We start from the raw sequence: 16,105 nt of genomic DNA on the forward strand, positions 1-16,105 counted from the left end.
TCCTTATTTATTTTACTCTTCTTCTAATAGGATTTTTCTATTATCTGTTTTTTGAAGAGGTCTATTATTATCAAAGTGAAGTGTATCTTTAAATATTTTAACTTGTTCTTTAGTAATGTAATTTTTTTGTTTTAACACAACCCATTTTACACCCTCTGTACATGGAGGAGTTGTTAAAGACCCTGTAAATTCATAAAATGAATGATGACCATTTGGAATTGGGTTATCATCATGATGAACTGTAAAATCAAACTCGTTTGTAGTGTTGACTTTTTTGGGAATATGCTGCCATATTTCTTTTATAAAAGAGCTATCTTTTCCTTTATTGTATTCGTAAAACAATGCTAATACTGCAATTTTACCATCTTTGGATATATTTACAAAATGTGCCTCAAATGGAAATTCTTTTCCATCTAAAAAGTTTTCACTAGGTGCATGGAAGTGCATTTGCTTTAATTCATATTTTTCTTTACCTATATCAAGATAACTACCTGGTTTAAATTGTATTTGAATTGTATGACCATTATTTAAGATAGAATTAATATGTAGGTGATAATCTAATCTTATTTTTTCAGCTTTATTTTGTGTTTTTGCCACAGTTGTTGTCAGTATGTTTATAGGTGATTGTTGTTTACCGTTATCACATTGCTTATAGCTTGATGATAGCTCTCCCCAGTGCTCTGGACCTTCTGCACCAACATATCCCCATTCTGCATGTTTTGTACTATCAACATTACTTGCACACCCAGCAAGAACTGCTAAAGATGAAGCTATAAATGTTTTTTTGAAAATTTTTTTGTATTTGAATTTCATTATTTCTACTCCTTTAAATAAATGACTAAGGATTTTTGTTTATTCATTATATTTCGATTTCAGGTTTGACACTGTTTACTTGAGGTGTTTTAGTGACTAAAATAATTCTTAAAGCTAAAGCAATTCCTCTAAGTTTTTACAGAAAAATATACATCTAAGATTTTTCAAAAGAATAATTTTTTGTGTCTTTAAAATTATACTTTTTGATGACTTCTGCAACTTGTCCATTATCATCGGCATAACCAAATCCAATCCCAATAATTTTAAAGCTTAGAGATTTTTGATTAAAGGATTGAATAGTTTTATCAAAATCATCTTCGATCATTTGTTTTATACTTTGGTCACTTATATTTATCGTTGAGATATTGATATTTGGCTCAAACTGATCAAAAGCATTTGAAGTTCCATATTCATTAAATAATTTTTGTTTTGCTGGATGGAATTTTATCCAACTAGGCATATTAGAGTCTTTATAGCGATCTTTTGCTAGGTTCCTAATTACAATGTTTGATAATCCTTGTAAGTCATGATCATTACCAATATTTAATGTTATAAAACCATCTTCACTAATTGTTATTTGATCTGCAGATATATCAAACTCTTCAGTTGTATTAGCAATTCTTTTTACTAGTTGAACAATACTTTCTAAGTAAAACCTTTTAAAACTAGTTGTATATAAATTTAAGCTAACAGGGTATTGTTGAATAAACGGGGTTATATTATATTTTTCATAGACACCTTGCTTCGCTGCATAGTTATTAAAGTTTTTTATGTATGTTTCAGCATTTTTATCAGGTATCAAAAATATACTATACTGTGTATGTCCATTTGTAAAAGCACTAATAGGAATAAGTAATAAAAAAGCGATTAATGTTTTAGAGATTATTTTATTTAGCATTGTTATATCCCTTTAGATATTTTATTTAAGGTCGTAAGTAATTCTTGTGGAGTATTAGTAGAGGTATCAATTGTTATTATACTTTGATTCCAAGCCTGATATTCTCTATCTAATACATCCTCCCAAGAAGGATATTTATTTTCATTAATATTATATCTTGTTTCTACTCTATTTTGATGAGTTTGTTTGTTTTTACACACAACTTCAATATTAATTATTTCGGTAGAGTCAATGTTTGCTAATTGAGCCCAAAGTTTTCGAGATTCTATGACAGGATTGCAACAATCTATAATTACATTTTTGCCAAGCTCAAGGTTTTCTTTTGCTTGATAATATGCTATTTCATAACCTTGTTTCGTTAGCTTTTGAGAATATGCTTTTTTCAGATAATATTCAATTGTATCTACTCTAAGATATATAGAGTCAGGTGTGATTTTAGTTAGCTGTTTCGCTAAAGTTGTTTTGCCTACTCCTGGTAGGCCTGAGAATATGTAAGCGTTTGGCATAATAGTTAATTTTTAGTATACCTACACTTAGGGAAATTGCTACAACCTAAAAAAGTTTGTCCATTTCTTTCTCCTTTTTTCACAGTTCTTTCAACTAAAGTACTTGAGCATTTTGGACAAGTATCTACAGATTTATACTTTTCTGTAAGACTTTTGACATGTTTATGATTATTTATTATAGAGTTTTTCAGTTTTGTAGAGTTTAGAATATTTGAATATTCTTTTATCTCACTTGCTGTGAAGTTACAGCTGTTTTGTGACTTCAAAAATGATCGTAGTTTAAATAAACCAAACACATTTTTAGGCTTTTTTGTTTTAAATACCGCACTACCCACAAACACAATAATATTCTTTATAAGAGACTCATCTAAGTTAAGAGTAGATTCTATAGTCTTTACATGTTTATAGTTTTGGTGAATAGGATTTTGAAATTTAGATTTATGTTTATAGATTTGTTGAGTCCAATTACTACTTTTAGCATCTCCAAAGATCCAACCTTTCATATTTTTAGTCTCTATAACAAATATTCCTGCAGGAATTAACAAAATATGATCTATTTGAGTAGTGCCGTTATCACAAGGTAACATTAGATTATTTATCAAGACTCCTTTTTTTTCTTCAACAATTTTCTTTATTGAGAATGCTAGAATCTTTTCACCAATCCAACCTTTAAAAAAAGCAGTCTTACAAAACAGAATAAATAAAACTATAATCCAGAGATACCAATAGGTAAACATTGTATTTAAAATAGAAAGTAGTAAGTTTCCTACATTCATTAATTAAGTCTCCTTTTAAATCTAGTAAGCGTAGTTTTTCGTGAGATTTATATTTGTGTGGTAATCTTTATTAAACTTCATACTCATAACTAATAGTCAGCGGAGCATGGTCAGAAAACCAGTTTTCTTTATAAACATACTCTGAACCTGCGACTACTTTATTCTTGAGGTTTTGCGTAGCTATTTGATAGTCAATACGCCAGCCGACATTATTTGCACGAGCTTGACCACGGTTTGACCACCAAGTGTATTGAAGTGGTTCGTTATTAACGACTCTAAAACTATCTACCCAGCCTAAATCATCAAATATATGGTCTAACCATTCTTGTTCTTCGGGTAATACACCAGAAGTCTTGCCATAGTTAGGTTTCCAGTTTTTGATATCTATCTCTTTATGGACGATATTAAAATCGCCACAAACGATAAAATCACGACCAGAAGCTATCTGCTCTTTTAATATTTCTTTGTACTTTTCAAGAAATTGCATTTTGTACTCTTGACGGACATCACCACTAGAGCCGCTTGGGAGGTATAGACTAGCAACACTAAAATTCTCATAATCAAACTGAATGTAACGACCTTCATTATCAGCCCAATCAAGCCCAAGCTCTTTGATAACTTTTAGAGGTTTTTTCTTTGCATAAATAGCAGTACCACTATAGCCTTTTTTAACAGCATCTTTAAAGTCATAATGATAACCTTCGGGGAAGTACTGACTATCTCCCTCAAGTTGATGAAATTGAGCCTTTGTTTCTTGGATACATAAAAAGTCAATATCTTGAGAGGTAAACCAATCCCAAAAACCTTTGCGTGTAGCTGCACGAATACCATTTGCGTTAAATGAAGTAACTTTTATCATTTTAGTTAAAATTTAGTAAAATCTTGTGGTTATTTTATCATTTTAAGATTGCTATGTAATTGCCTATAGTAGAATTATGTAAAATCAATTAAGTGTGATAAATTATTATAAAATTAAAACACCTTAAACAAGTGCCTAGTTATGCAAAATTATATTTCAAAAGAAAAAATCAAAGTTAGTCAATCATCTACTGGTGATGATATCTGTATCGAAAAAATTACAATTAAAGGAAGTGATAAAAATTCGCCTACTGTGTATATGCAAGCAAGTATGCATGCCTCTGAATTACAGGGTAATACAGTAATGATCGAGCTTTTAGAGTACTTTAAGAAGTATCAGCCTAAAGGAGATGTTTATCTTATACCTCAATGTAATCCTATTGGTAAAGATGTATTTATAGGAGCAGGGCATCAAGGTAGGTTTGACTCTGCAACAGGTGATAATTTCAATAGATACTATCATTACCCTAAAATTAACTATAAAAGCTTTGCAGAAAAGCATATAAACTCAAGCACAACAGACTATAAAAAAGCATTTGAGAAGTTATTACAGGAAAAAATATCTGAAGAGCTATCAAATAAGTGGGAGCTATCAAGAGCTAGAAGATTAAACTTAATAGCACAACAAGAAGCTCAAAAAGCTGATTTTGTTTTGGATTTACATACAGATACTGATGCAACAACCTATGTTTATACTGCAGAATTTGCTAAAAAAATGGCAGAAAAATTTGGTTACAAGCATACTCTTGTAATTGATAATGATAAAGCGGAAGGTGCTTTAGATGAAGCTATATTTTGTCCGTGGTGGCATTTATCTCATGCATTTAAAGAACTAGGTAGAGATGAAAAGGTTCTAAAAGAAGGGTACACTTTAGAGCTAGGCTCAGAAGAGTATATCAATTTTGCAGATGCTAAAATGCAGACACAAGGGGTACTGAACTATCTCCACCACAAAAACATTATTGACTCGCCATTTGAAACTAATCTTTTGCATGAAAAAATTATACATACGGATATATCTAACTATAAACACATCAAAGCTATAGAGGGTGGTTTATATGAATGGTTTATAAAGGCCGGTGATTCATTTGAAGCTGGTGAAGTAATCGGGCAATATATTCAAACATCGACTATGATTAGAAAAGAATTAAAAATACCTTATAGTGGCACTGTTATTAGTATTCATAATACAGGGGCTGTATGTCAAGGAAGTCAATTAATGAATTTAGCACTAACACAATAACTGAAATTCTATACAAAAAAATATTACTTATTCACGGTAGAAAAGAGATTGGTTGTTCAAAGGGGCTTTAAATCAATACATGAATGATTTAATTCATGAGTTTTTAGTTATGGGCTCACTGCCTATATTTGTTTGTAATAATGTTACCAAAGAGAAAAATGGAGTAAGATATATTACTAAAGAATATGAATAGCTTTTAAAGAAGGTTTTTTAATTAAAGATCTATAGTAAAGAAAATTGAGATTCTTCTTTAGTGATTTTTTTCTCTTGAGAATTACGTTTTGTTTTTACTGCATTTGCTAGCATTTCTAGCATTTTAACAGTTTCATCAAAATCAACACATTTATCTGTAACACTTTGACCATATGTTAGAGGCTTAGTATTTATATCTTGATTACCAGCAACTAGGTTACTTTCAATCATTACACCAAAGATATCATCACTAACTTTAATTTGTTCACAAATATTCTCTAAAACAGAGTTTTGTTTAGTATGATCTTTTTGACTATTACCATGGCTACAGTCAATCATAACTTTTGAGTCAATCCCTGATTTTTTAAGTTTAGCTATACATTCATCAACATGCTCTTTACTGAAGTTAGGTCCAGAAGCACCGCCACGAAGTATCACATGACCGTTAGGGTTTCCTTTAGTTTCAAATATAGCCGTAGAACCTGATTTAGTTGTACTTAAAAAATGATGTGAATATGTTGCTGACTTGATAGCATCTACAGCAACTTGAACATCACCATTAGTAGCATTTTTGAAACCGATAGATGCTGATAGACCAGAAGCTAATTCTCTATGAACTTGGCTTTCAACAGTTCTAGCACCAATTGCTCCCCATGAAATTAGCTCAGCAAAATATTGAGGGGTGATTACATCTAAAAATTCAGTTGCACATGGTAAGCCCATATCTGTAAGATCTGATAATAGGTTACGAGCTAGTCTTAGGCCTTTATTGATATTAAAAGAATCATCAAGATCAGGGTCATTAATTAGACCTTTCCATCCAACAGTAGTACGAGGTTTTTCAAAATATACTCTCATTACGATAATGATCTCTTTTTCAAACTTCTTAACTTGAGCTTTAAGTTTTTTAGCATACTCAATTGCCGCATCAGTGTCATGAATAGAGCACGGTCCAACTACAACTACAACTCTATCATCTTTACCATGGATAACTTCAGCTATCTCTGTACGAGATTTTTTAACAGTTTGAAAAGAACCCTTTAAAAGAGGAGTCTCTTGAATTAGTACTTCTGCAGGAATCAATACTTTTTCCTTTTTTATATTTATATTTGAAACTTTATCAAAATTTTTATCGCCAATCATTAATGTTTATTCCTTTATAGTCTAATTATCTTTTACCTAGTAGGTTTGCCATATTTCCCATGCCTTGCATGCCAGCCATTCTTTTCATCATATTGGCCATACCACCTTTTTTGCCAACAACTGATTTCATCATTTTTTTCATTTGAGTGTGTTGTTGGAGTAATTTATTCAAATCTTGAATAGTAGTACCTGAACCTTTTATAATTCTTTGCTTTCGGCTATGTTTTATTAACTCTGGTTTTTTTCTTTCTAGTGGAGTCATTGAATCTATTAATGCTTCAATTTTCTTAAACATATCGTCACCAATATTACCTGGCATATTTGCTGGCATATTTGGTAATTTAGACATTATTGACTCAACACCACCCATATTTTTCATTTGTGAAATTTGAGCTTTAAAGTCATTTAAGTCAAAATTCTTACCACTTTTTAACTTTTTGGTAAGCTTCTGAGCAGACTCTTTTTCTGTTTTTTGTTCTATGCTTTCTATAAGACTAAGAACATCACCCATACCAAGAATCTTAGAGGCAACTCTATCTGGGTGGAATGGTTCAAGTGCATCAGTTTTTTCACCAACACCTAAGAACTTAATTGGTTTGCCTGTGATTTCACGAATAGACAGGGCAGCACCACCTCTGGCATCACCGTCAGTTTTGGTCAAAATTATACCTGTTAGAGCTAAGGCATCATTAAATGCTTTTGCTGTAACCGCGGCATCTTGACCTGTCATGCTGTCTACTGTAAAGAATGTTTCAACAGGTTTAGCAATTTTATGGATAAGTTTAATTTCATCCATCATAGACTCATCTATGTGTAAACGACCAGCTGTATCGACAATCACAACATCCATTAATTTAGTCTTAGCAGCTTGGATTGCTTGAGTAACTATATAGTCAGGTTTCTGTGAGATATCTGAAGGGTAAAACTCAACGTCAACACTTTTAGCTAGAGTTTCAAGCTGATCAATCGCAGCAGGGCGATAAACATCAGCAGAAACAACCATTACTTTTTTCTTATGCTGTTCTTTAAGATACTTTGCAAGTTTAGCTGTAGAAGTTGTTTTACCAGCACCTTGAAGGCCAGCCATCAATATAACTGCTGGTGGCTGAGCCTTTAGATTAATTGGTACAGCTTCTTCACCTAATGCTTTTTCAAGCTCTTTTTTAACGAAAGAAACGAAAGTTTGATCAGGAGTTAAACTCTTTTTAACTTCTTCACCTAATGCTTTTTCCTTGATGTTAGCAATAAAGCTCTTTACAACTGGTAAAGCAACATCAGCCTCTAAGAGAGAAACTCTGATGTCTCTTAATGCTGACTGGACATTTTCTTCTGTTAATGAAGTTTGGCCTTTTAATTTGTCAAATGACAGTTTTAATTTGTCTGATAAACTAGTAAACATAATTCTATAAGTCTTTAGCTCTTAGAGTCTATTAATTTTAATTATCAAGATATTAACATTTTTGAGAAAGATATACTATCTTAACAAACGATACTTATTGCAATTACTATAATTAAAGATATGCATACTAAGATATATATGTAATTTCTTTTTTTTGTGAAATAACCAAGTTCCATAAAAACTCTTATAACTGGCATTAATATAATATACAAAACACCAATATTAAGTATTTGAGAGGCTAATATGCTTTGTTTGTACATAAGGTGGCAAATAAGACCAATTATTAGCAATATAACTGCTGTTGTTAAGTTCAATTTTAGCAATATTGAGAAAAGTTTGTTTTTAGTCATCAGAAGCCCTTAGATATCATCTGTATAGTTGCTAATAAAACCACAATAAAAAACATCGTTCTAAGTACGCTTGGACTCAGTAAAGGCATGACTTTAGAACCAATAGTCGCTCCTAAAAGTGCACCAAGCGCAACAGAGGCTGTAATAGTTGGGTCTATGCTATTTGATGTGTAATATGTAATTGCAGCTGCAAAACCTGTGATCCCCATTATAAAATTGCTCGTTGAAGCACTGACTTTAAATGGTACTTTCATTATTTTATCCATAGCGATAACTTTAAATAAGCCAGCTCCAATACCTAATAGACCACCAATAAACCCAGCACCTAACATGCTTATAAAGCCCCAAATAGGATGTTCGATATTATAGTTGTAAGACTTGTTTTTTATAGTGTAACTATCATTTAATTGTAGTTTTTCAGCCATCGGATGAACTTTAGTACTAACTTCATCTGAGCGTTTTCTAAAGCTTAGAATTAAAACGACAAGTAAAACTGAGCCAAAAACTATATACAACGGTTTTGCAGACATACTCAAAGCTAAGTTTGCACCAAATATAGCACCAATAGCTGTACCAATAGCTAAAAATAACCCTAACTTCTCTTTAGTAAGACCGTGAGATTTTAATGAAACTATTGATGTTGCTGTTGATGTACAAATAGTAGCAACTAAAGATGCACCGATAGCATAATGTATAGGAATGTTTGTGAAAGTAACTAAAGCTGGTGTGATTATTATAGCACCACCAAGACCAATCATTGAGCCTATTGTGCCACCGATAACGGATACCACAAACACAAAAACTTCTAAAAAAAGGATATTTTCCACGAAAAATGTAAGTAATGTAATAAATATTAAAGCTAATTATAGCAAACAATTAGGCCGGGACTTTTAGTTATATAAAGTTATTTTTCAAAAAATTTGAGTTTTTGGATAAATGCTTTAGAATATATCTGTTTTAACTATATTTAATTAATCATTAAAATCGGAGAATAAGCCACAATGGCAAAAGAAGACTGTATCGAAATGGAAGGTGTTGTTTTAGAAGCACTACCAAACACAATGTTTAGAGTTGAACTTGAAAATGGGCATACTGTAACAGCACATATTTCTGGTAAAATGAGAAAAAACTACATTCGTATATTAACAGGTGATAAAGTTGTAGTAGAAATCACGCCTTACGATTTGACTAAAGGTCGCATCAAATTCCGTAGTAAATAATCTATCAAATATTTTTTCTATAAAATTAAATTCTCAACTATTAGCAGCATCGGAGTGATAATCGTAAATATCAAACCTATAGATATTGCTAAAGGTACGACTTTATTTCCATAATTATTTCTAATAACTGGTAAGCAGAAATCCATGGCAGTATTTGCAGAATAACCAACAAGCTCAACAGATAGATATTTTCTTAGCAAAGGAATTGTAATAAGAACTACAAGTTCTCGCATAAAATCTATTAGAAAAGTCACTATGCCATAATACTCTCCTAAATAACTAGTATTAAGTACCATCGATAGTGAGTACCATCCTAAACCTGAGCTAATCATAATGCTTTGTTTAGAGGGAATGCCGGTAATAAAACTCATTATTATCCCAGATAAAATAGATGCTAACACAATTAAGATTACAATCATCATTGCATATTTGTTTTTAAAAATGTCGATGATATTTATGTTCTCAAGCCTTAAAAGTGCTCCAATAATAAAAAGTAGGGCAAGTAATAAAATATAAACCATGCTGTTAATTTGTTGCGTAGCATTGATATCTATTATTTCTCCTATTATGTAACCTAAAATTAGAAACATTATGTATTTAGAGGCCTGAATAATTAATGTCAGAATTTTATTTTTATGCTTAGGATCTTTTTGAATTATAAATTTGGCTTTGATATCAATATGTTTACATAATAGCCATATCGCTAGTACATTCGTAGCAAATAATACGATAGAGTAAGCTGAAGCTACCCCTATGACTTTTAGTATAATAGCGTTTGTATGAGTAAAAATACTAAAGTTATAACCCATAAATATAACAATAGATACAACTATGGCTTCTAGGCTTGAATTAATGATTTTTAGATTTTTTGAAGAACCGTTAATTTTACAAAAAAAATATCCAATAAGTAGACTTATAAATAATAAAACAGATTCGAGCATTTTAATGGTTTACTTTTTCGTTACGATAAATCATAAATAAGACTACAGGAATTATAGAAGAGATTAGGCAAATTGCTAGCATTTTAATAAATTCAAACGGGTTATCATACATATTGTCGGGTGGTATAAAGCCTACTATCACACAGATACAAGTACCTAAGATACCTGCAATTGAAATTGTAGTCATTCCAATTTTACCACCTGGTATTCTAAATGCATCAGAATCTTGAGTTCTCTTATCAGTAAATTTAAGCTTTAGTGCGGCTATAAACATCATTAAATACATTAATGAGTAGATTTGAGTACTTAGGGCAGTAAGCAACCAGTAGTATGCTTGCACAGATGGGACTAGCTCTAAAAGTAAGCAAATAATAGTCATAATAATAGCTTGAAGGATTAGGATGCCACTCGGAACATCATGGCTATTTTTTTTATCAAGTATCTTTGGTAAAAAATGGTCATCTGCCGCTTGTAGTAAACCTCTAGCAGGAGAAATCATCCAGTTAATCATTGAACCAACCGAACCGACAATAATCATCATTCCTAAAGCATAGTAGAAAAACATAGGGATACCTAAATCTTCAAGGTATATCTTAAATGTTTTAATTGTTCCGTGCACAACGTCAATTTCTGATTGAGGAAATATAAGGCTTACAGCTAATGCTCCTAAAACCATTGTGAATATTATAAAAACTACGGAAATAAATAAAGCTAAAGGGAAAGTTTTCTTTGGGTTTCTTACATTTGTAATATGAACGGTGGCAAGTTCTAAACCGAGGAATGATGCAATAATTGCTGTTAGGCCCATCCAAGATTCTGTTGAGTGAAAATTAGGAATTAAATTATCTGCTTGGAAATTTAGATGGTTATGGCATTGATCACAACTTAACCATATTATTGCAAATATAACCATTAAGATCATTGGTATAACCATGCCTAAAAAAGTACAAATACTTGCAAATACGGCTGATACTTTTAAACCTTTAAGATTAAGAATAGTTAGTAGCCAAAAAGTTACTGTTATAAAGATAATAGTGAACTTTATATTTTGCCCAAGGTCAGGATTAAAAATATAAGCAACTGTACCAGCCAAAAAGGTTAGGATACTTGGAAACCAGATTAAAGTATTTACCCATTGAAACCATATAGCAAGCATTGCTACATTAGGACCAAAAGCTTTTTTAACCCAGCCATATACACCTTCTTCACCTTTATTGGTATATGTAGCTGTCATCTCTGCAGATACTAAAGCAACAGGCGCTAAAAATAATAATATAGCAACTGCAAAAAAGAAAAATATATATGTTCCTGATGTTGCTGTAGACGGTAAGTTTCGAATATTATCAATAGCTCCAGTCATTAGTAGAACTAAAAGAACTATACCTATCTTATCTTTTTTTGAAGAATTATTCATTTTACTAAAAAAATATTATTTGTTTGAATAATCAATGATACTTAAGCTAAGTATAATAGGCAATTATTTTAAGCTATATAAAGTGGCATTACTTGAAAAAGTTTTTCAAGAATGTTGAGAGCATTTTTATCATCAGTCTTGATTATTAACCGATCACCATCTTCAACAGTTATATTATCATCAAAAAATATAGGAACATTGTTTTTCATGATAGAAAGGATTTTTATGCCATCCGGTAATTTAACATCTGAGAGCTTTTTACCAATTATCGTCGACATGTTTTCTTCACCGTGGACTCGTAATTCTACTAAGTGTTCTTCAGAACCTTCAATTTCATACATTGTAATCATATCAACTTGAGTCAAAAAGGCTTTGATAGTCGCATAAGATAAACTATGTGGAGATAATGAGATGTCAATTAGGTTCATATCTCTTGTGATAGAGTAGTATTCAGAACTATTGACGGTAGCGATAGTTTTTTTTGCACCTAGCTTTTTTGCTAATATAGATGACATTATATTTATTTCATCGGCATTTGTAAGTGCAAAAAACATATCAGCCTCATCAATGCCTTCGGCAACTAGAAGATTATTATTTACAGGGTTATAATGAAGAATTGTTGATTTTGAAAGTTCTTGCAAAGCTAAATCACATTTTTTTGCACTTGGATCAATCATTTTTATGATATAGCCTTTTGTTTCAAGAGATTTTGCAAGTGTGATACTAGCATGGTTAATTCCAGCAATAAATATCTTCCTGATATTTGATTTTGTTGGTTGGAAAATTGATAATATCTGAGAAGAGTAAGCCTTTTCAGAAAGATACATAACCCTATCTCCGGGCTCAACTAAAACTTTTGTATTTTCTATATCTAGTCGATCATCGCCTCTATAGACAGATATAATATCAACCTTAATATCACCAAGCCCTAGATAGATATCTTTTATTGCAAACCCTACAAGAGGGGAGCTATTTGCTACTTCAACTCCAACAATTTGAACTCTTTTATCAAAAAAGCTAGATATAAAGTATGCTCCTGCTAGAAATATTAGTTGTTCTATCTGTTTGGTTGTTTCAAAGAAAGATTTTATAACTAAGTCGATATTGTTTAGTAGTTTAGGGAATCTATTATATTCAGTTTCTCTAATTCTAGCGACTTTGTAAGGTGTTTTATAAAGTTTATATGCCATATCACAAACAGCAATATTAGTAGTATCATTAGATGTTACAGCAATAATCATATCAGTATCTTTGAAGTTTGCTTCATTCATGATATTCGGTTTTGTAACATCACCAATAATTGTTTGTACGTCAAAAGCAGAAGAGATAAACCCTAATTTTTCCTCATCCAAATCAATAACGGTAACCTGATGTTCTAAACTTAGTCGCTGAGTAAGATATATGCCGAGTTGGCCAGCACCTAATATAGCTATTCGCATAATCGAAAACTTTTAGTATTTATATTTAGTGATACTAGTCGAAGTGGTATGAATAATCAAATTTTAATTTACATTCTAAGTGTTTGATATTATCATATTCTACAAATGATACTAAATTGGTATAGTTGAGTAAAATATGCTCAAGATAAGTAAATTATTAGACTATGGATTGCTAGTAGTAGTGACTATAGCTAAAAATAAAGAAGCGCCTTATAGTGCTATGAAGATTTCCGATGTAACTGGGTTAAATTTACCAACAGTTCGTAAACTACTTAATCTTTTGTCAAATCGCAATATAGTAACATCCAAAAGGGGAGTTGATGGCGGTTATATACTAGTTAAAAATGCTGAGAATATAAAAGTGTTAGATATAGTCAAAGCTGTTGAAGAAAATGTACGAGTTACAGAATGTTGTGATTTGAGAAAAAAGAAATGTGCAGCAGTAAAAGTTTGTACAGTTGATAATTACTGGAAGGCTATGAATAAAAAGGTCTTAGAAATATTGTCTGAAACATCTATCGATGATGTTGTAAATAATAATCAAATATAATTTTTATAAAGATACTAAATATAATAGAGAGTGACTAATGAGTGAAAACTTAGACAGAATTATAGAACAAGACTATGAACATGGTTTCTCTACAGATATCGAAACAGATACGATAGATGTGGGTCTTAGTGAAGATGTAATTAAGTTTATATCTGCCAAGAAAGATGAGCCAGAGTTTATGTTAGAATGGCGTTTAAAGGGTTATCAAAAATGGCTTGAAATGACTGAACCTGAATGGGCACATTTAGACTATCAAAAAGTAGATTATCAAGCTATTAGTTATTATTCTTCACCAAAATCGATGAAAGATCATCCTAAGAGTTTAGATGAAGTTGATCCAGAAATTTTAGATACATATAATAAGCTTGGTATACCTTTGCATGAGCAGGAATTTTTAGCTGGTGTGAAAAACATAGCTGTAGATGCTGTATTTGACTCGGTTTCAGTTGTTACAACTTTTAAAGAAAAACTTGCTGAAGCTGGCGTTATATTTTGTCCGATTTCAGAAGCTATTCAAAAATATCCAGATTTAGTGCAGAAATATTTGGGTTCTGTAGTGCCTCAAGGCGATAACTTTTTTGCAGCATTAAATTCAGCTGTATTTTCAGATGGATCTTTTGTGTATATACCAAAAGGCGTAACTTGTCCGATGGAGCTTTCTACTTATTTTAGAATAAATGCTTTAAACACAGGACAGTTTGAAAGAACTCTTATAGTCGCTGACGAAGATAGTTATGTAAGTTATTTAGAAGGTTGTACGGCTCCAATGCGTGATGAAAATCAACTTCATGCAGCAGTTGTTGAATTGGTAGCTTTAAAAGGTGCTGAAATTAAGTATTCAACAGTGCAAAACTGGTATCCTGGTGATAAGGATGGCAAGGGCGGTATATATAATTTCGTAACTAAGCGAGGAGTCTGCAAAGGCAATAATTCTAAAATTTCATGGACACAAGTTGAGACTGGTTCTGCAATTACTTGGAAATATCCATCTGTAGTTTTGCGTGGTGATAATTCTGTTGGAGAATTTTACTCTGTAGCATTAACCCGCCATGCACAAAAAGCAGATACTGGTACTAAAATGATTCATCTTGGTAAAAACACTAAAAGTACAATCATTTCAAAAGGTATATCTGCAGGTAAGGCTCAACAGGCTTATAGAGGTTTAGTTAGAATTTCTCCAAATGCTGATAATGCTCGTAATTTCTCTCAATGTGATTCATTATTGATAGGGCATAAATGTGGAGCTCATACTTACCCATATATTGAAAATAAAAGCAATAGCTCTCAAATTGAGCATGAAGCTACTACATCTAAAATATCAGATGACCAATTATTTTACTGTAAGCAAAGAGGCATCTCAGAAGAAGATGCGATTGCAATGATTGTGAATGGTTTCTGTAAAGAGGTATTTAAAAAGTTACCGTTAGAATTTGCAGTTGAAGCTCAAAAACTTATGGAAGTAAGCTTAGAAGGTGCAGTAGGTTAAGAAATACGCTGGGGATCTTCGTATCAAGCACGAGGATGATCATTTATTTATTGGTCATTCCCATATGAATGGGAATCTTGTTGAGTAAAGCTAGGAACTAGGTATATAAATTTAAAGGTATAAAAAATGTTATTAGAAATAAAAGATTTACATGTGAATGTTGGTGATAAAGCAATCCTTAAAGGTTTAAATCTTAAAATGAATAAAGGTGAAATTCACGCAATAATGGGACCAAATGGAGCTGGTAAAAGTACACTTAGTAATGTACTTGCAGGAAAAGCCGGTTATGAAGTTGTTAAAGGTGAAATTTTGTTTAATGGTAAGCATATTGACGATTTAAGTATATCTGAAAGAGCTGCTGCGGGTATATTTTTAAGTTTACAATATCCTATAGAAATACCGGGTGTTAGTAATGTGCAGTTTTTAAAAACTGCTGTTAATAGTATCAAAAAGCAAAAGGGCGAAGAAGAGATAGACGCTATTTCATTTATGAAAACGCTAAGAAAAAATATGCAAACTCTTGAGATTGATCAAAAATATATGTCTCGTGGTGTGAACGAAGGTTTTTCAGGTGGTGAGAAGAAGCGTAATGAAATGCTTCAGCTAATGATGCTTGAGCCTAAATTAGCTATTCTAGATGAAACTGATTCAGGTCTTGATATTGATGCTTTGCAAATAGTTTCACACGGCGCAAACAGTATGCGTTCAGAGGAAAGAAGTTTCTTAGTAATCACACATTACCAAAGACTTTTAGATTACATTAAACCTGATTTTGTACATGTCTTAGCTGATGGTAAGATTGTCAAAACTGGTGGTAAAGAGCTAGCTTTAGAGCTAGAAGAAAAAGGTTATTCTTGGGTCAACGGCTAAAAGGTTT

General features: G+C 31.7%; 17 protein-coding genes. 5 read left to right on the forward strand and 12 right to left on the reverse strand.

Annotated features, from left to right (window positions below; all coding sequences use genetic code 11):
• Positions 1-12: 12 nt before the first annotated feature.
• The 5 genes from FLM55_RS00235 to FLM55_RS00255 all read right to left on the reverse strand — a co-directional run bounded on the left by FLM55_RS00235 (position 13) and on the right by FLM55_RS00255 (position 3,852).
• The gene (locus FLM55_RS00235; protein ID WP_178947473.1) at positions 13-813 is read right to left on the reverse strand and encodes a carbonic anhydrase; all 801 of its coding nucleotides are present in this window, start codon (positions 811-813) and stop codon (positions 13-15) included.
• Between the two features lie 154 nt (positions 814-967).
• Positions 968-1,711 carry a 2'-5' RNA ligase family protein gene (locus tag FLM55_RS00240; RefSeq protein WP_178947474.1) on the reverse strand — a complete coding sequence of 248 codons (744 nt, stop codon included), beginning with the start codon at positions 1,709-1,711 and terminating at the stop codon, positions 968-970.
• Between the two features lie 2 nt (positions 1,712-1,713).
• Positions 1,714-2,217, reverse strand: coding sequence for an AAA family ATPase (locus tag FLM55_RS00245; RefSeq protein ID WP_178947475.1), 504 nt, complete (start codon positions 2,215-2,217; stop codon positions 1,714-1,716).
• A 5-nt stretch (positions 2,218-2,222) separates the two neighbouring features.
• On the reverse strand, positions 2,223-2,993 hold the full coding sequence (locus tag FLM55_RS00250; RefSeq protein WP_178947476.1) for a nuclease-related domain-containing protein: 771 nt from the start codon (positions 2,991-2,993) through the stop codon (positions 2,223-2,225).
• A 70-nt stretch (positions 2,994-3,063) separates the two neighbouring features.
• Positions 3,064-3,852, reverse strand: a complete 789-nt coding sequence (locus tag FLM55_RS00255; protein WP_178947477.1) for an exodeoxyribonuclease III — start codon at positions 3,850-3,852, stop codon at positions 3,064-3,066.
• Positions 3,853-3,993: 141 nt separating this feature from the next.
• On the opposite strand from FLM55_RS00255, the gene FLM55_RS00260 reads away from it, so the two are divergent.
• Positions 3,994-5,094 (forward strand): succinylglutamate desuccinylase/aspartoacylase family protein, encoded by a 1,101-nt coding sequence (locus tag FLM55_RS00260; protein WP_178947478.1) that lies wholly within the window; start codon positions 3,994-3,996, stop codon positions 5,092-5,094.
• A gap of 222 nt (positions 5,095-5,316) precedes the next feature.
• On the opposite strand, the gene FLM55_RS00265 is transcribed toward FLM55_RS00260, so the two are convergent.
• From FLM55_RS00265 to FLM55_RS00280, 4 genes are all read right to left on the reverse strand, one after another.
• Positions 5,317-6,429 (reverse strand): 3-deoxy-7-phosphoheptulonate synthase, encoded by a 1,113-nt coding sequence (locus FLM55_RS00265; RefSeq protein ID WP_178947479.1) that lies wholly within the window; start codon positions 6,427-6,429, stop codon positions 5,317-5,319.
• Between the two features lie 25 nt (positions 6,430-6,454).
• Positions 6,455-7,828 carry a signal recognition particle protein gene (gene ffh / locus FLM55_RS00270; RefSeq protein ID WP_178947480.1) on the reverse strand — a complete coding sequence of 458 codons (1,374 nt, stop codon included), beginning with the start codon at positions 7,826-7,828 and terminating at the stop codon, positions 6,455-6,457.
• Between the two features lie 80 nt (positions 7,829-7,908).
• Positions 7,909-8,178: a DUF1634 domain-containing protein gene (locus FLM55_RS09555; RefSeq protein ID WP_178947481.1), complete on the reverse strand. Its 270-nt coding sequence runs from the start codon at positions 8,176-8,178 to the stop codon at positions 7,909-7,911.
• Positions 8,178-9,005 carry a sulfite exporter TauE/SafE family protein gene (locus FLM55_RS00280; protein WP_178947482.1) on the reverse strand — a complete coding sequence of 276 codons (828 nt, stop codon included), beginning with the start codon at positions 9,003-9,005 and terminating at the stop codon, positions 8,178-8,180. The genes FLM55_RS09555 and FLM55_RS00280 overlap by 1 nt, the downstream gene beginning before the upstream one ends.
• Positions 9,006-9,179: 174 nt before the next feature.
• On the opposite strand from FLM55_RS00280, the gene infA reads away from it, so the two are divergent.
• Positions 9,180-9,398, forward strand: coding sequence for a translation initiation factor IF-1 (gene infA / locus FLM55_RS00285; protein WP_112870129.1), 219 nt, complete (start codon positions 9,180-9,182; stop codon positions 9,396-9,398).
• Between the two features lie 17 nt (positions 9,399-9,415).
• Here infA and FLM55_RS00290 read toward each other — a convergent pair whose 3' ends face one another.
• The 3 genes from FLM55_RS00290 to trkA form a co-directional block, all read right to left on the reverse strand.
• On the reverse strand, positions 9,416-10,339 hold the full coding sequence (locus FLM55_RS00290; protein ID WP_178947483.1) for a lysine exporter LysO family protein: 924 nt from the start codon (positions 10,337-10,339) through the stop codon (positions 9,416-9,418).
• Between the two features lies 1 nt (position 10,340).
• Entirely contained in the window at positions 10,341-11,753 is a 1,413-nt protein-coding gene (locus tag FLM55_RS00295; RefSeq protein WP_178947484.1) for an APC family permease, read from the reverse strand.
• 68 nt (positions 11,754-11,821) lie between these two features.
• Positions 11,822-13,192 carry a Trk system potassium transporter TrkA gene (gene trkA / locus FLM55_RS00300; RefSeq protein ID WP_112870127.1) on the reverse strand — a complete coding sequence of 457 codons (1,371 nt, stop codon included), beginning with the start codon at positions 13,190-13,192 and terminating at the stop codon, positions 11,822-11,824.
• A 136-nt stretch (positions 13,193-13,328) separates the two neighbouring features.
• On the opposite strand from trkA, the gene FLM55_RS00305 reads away from it, so the two are divergent.
• From FLM55_RS00305 to sufC, 3 genes are all read left to right on the forward strand, one after another.
• Positions 13,329-13,742: an SUF system Fe-S cluster assembly regulator gene (locus tag FLM55_RS00305; RefSeq protein ID WP_178947485.1), complete on the forward strand. Its 414-nt coding sequence runs from the start codon at positions 13,329-13,331 to the stop codon at positions 13,740-13,742.
• Between the two features lie 37 nt (positions 13,743-13,779).
• Positions 13,780-15,228: a Fe-S cluster assembly protein SufB gene (gene sufB / locus FLM55_RS00310; RefSeq protein ID WP_178947486.1), complete on the forward strand. Its 1,449-nt coding sequence runs from the start codon at positions 13,780-13,782 to the stop codon at positions 15,226-15,228.
• Between the two features lie 126 nt (positions 15,229-15,354).
• A complete protein-coding gene (gene sufC, locus FLM55_RS00315; protein WP_178947487.1) occupies positions 15,355-16,098 on the forward strand; it encodes a Fe-S cluster assembly ATPase SufC in 744 nt (247 codons plus the stop codon).
• Positions 16,099-16,105: the final 7 nt, after the last annotated feature.

Origin of the sequence: Francisella sp. Scap27 (assembly GCF_013394105.1) — a bacterium.
In the GTDB taxonomy this organism is placed as follows: domain Bacteria; phylum Pseudomonadota; class Gammaproteobacteria; order Francisellales; family Francisellaceae; genus Francisella; species Francisella adeliensis.

Coding starts and splice junctions, on each gene's coding strand:
- FLM55_RS00235 (WP_178947473.1), bottom strand. CDS start 813: ATGAAATTCAAATACAAAAAAATTTTCAAAAAAACATTTATAGCTTCA.
- FLM55_RS00240 (WP_178947474.1), bottom strand. CDS start 1,711: ATGCTAAATAAAATAATCTCTAAAACATTAATCGCTTTTTTATTACTT.
- FLM55_RS00245 (WP_178947475.1), bottom strand. CDS start 2,217: ATGCCAAACGCTTACATATTCTCAGGCCTACCAGGAGTAGGCAAAACA.
- FLM55_RS00250 (WP_178947476.1), bottom strand. CDS start 2,993: ATGAATGTAGGAAACTTACTACTTTCTATTTTAAATACAATGTTTACC.
- FLM55_RS00255 (WP_178947477.1), bottom strand. CDS start 3,852: ATGATAAAAGTTACTTCATTTAACGCAAATGGTATTCGTGCAGCTACA.
- FLM55_RS00260 (WP_178947478.1), top strand. CDS start 3,994: ATGCAAAATTATATTTCAAAAGAAAAAATCAAAGTTAGTCAATCATCT.
- FLM55_RS00265 (WP_178947479.1), bottom strand. CDS start 6,429: ATGATTGGCGATAAAAATTTTGATAAAGTTTCAAATATAAATATAAAA.
- ffh (WP_178947480.1), bottom strand. CDS start 7,828: ATGTTTACTAGTTTATCAGACAAATTAAAACTGTCATTTGACAAATTA.
- FLM55_RS09555 (WP_178947481.1), bottom strand. CDS start 8,178: ATGACTAAAAACAAACTTTTCTCAATATTGCTAAAATTGAACTTAACA.
- infA (WP_112870129.1), top strand. CDS start 9,180: ATGGCAAAAGAAGACTGTATCGAAATGGAAGGTGTTGTTTTAGAAGCA.
- FLM55_RS00290 (WP_178947483.1), bottom strand. CDS start 10,339: ATGCTCGAATCTGTTTTATTATTTATAAGTCTACTTATTGGATATTTT.
- FLM55_RS00295 (WP_178947484.1), bottom strand. CDS start 11,753: ATGAATAATTCTTCAAAAAAAGATAAGATAGGTATAGTTCTTTTAGTT.
- trkA (WP_112870127.1), bottom strand. CDS start 13,192: ATGCGAATAGCTATATTAGGTGCTGGCCAACTCGGCATATATCTTACT.
- FLM55_RS00305 (WP_178947485.1), top strand. CDS start 13,329: ATGCTCAAGATAAGTAAATTATTAGACTATGGATTGCTAGTAGTAGTG.
- sufB (WP_178947486.1), top strand. CDS start 13,780: ATGAGTGAAAACTTAGACAGAATTATAGAACAAGACTATGAACATGGT.
- sufC (WP_178947487.1), top strand. CDS start 15,355: ATGTTATTAGAAATAAAAGATTTACATGTGAATGTTGGTGATAAAGCA.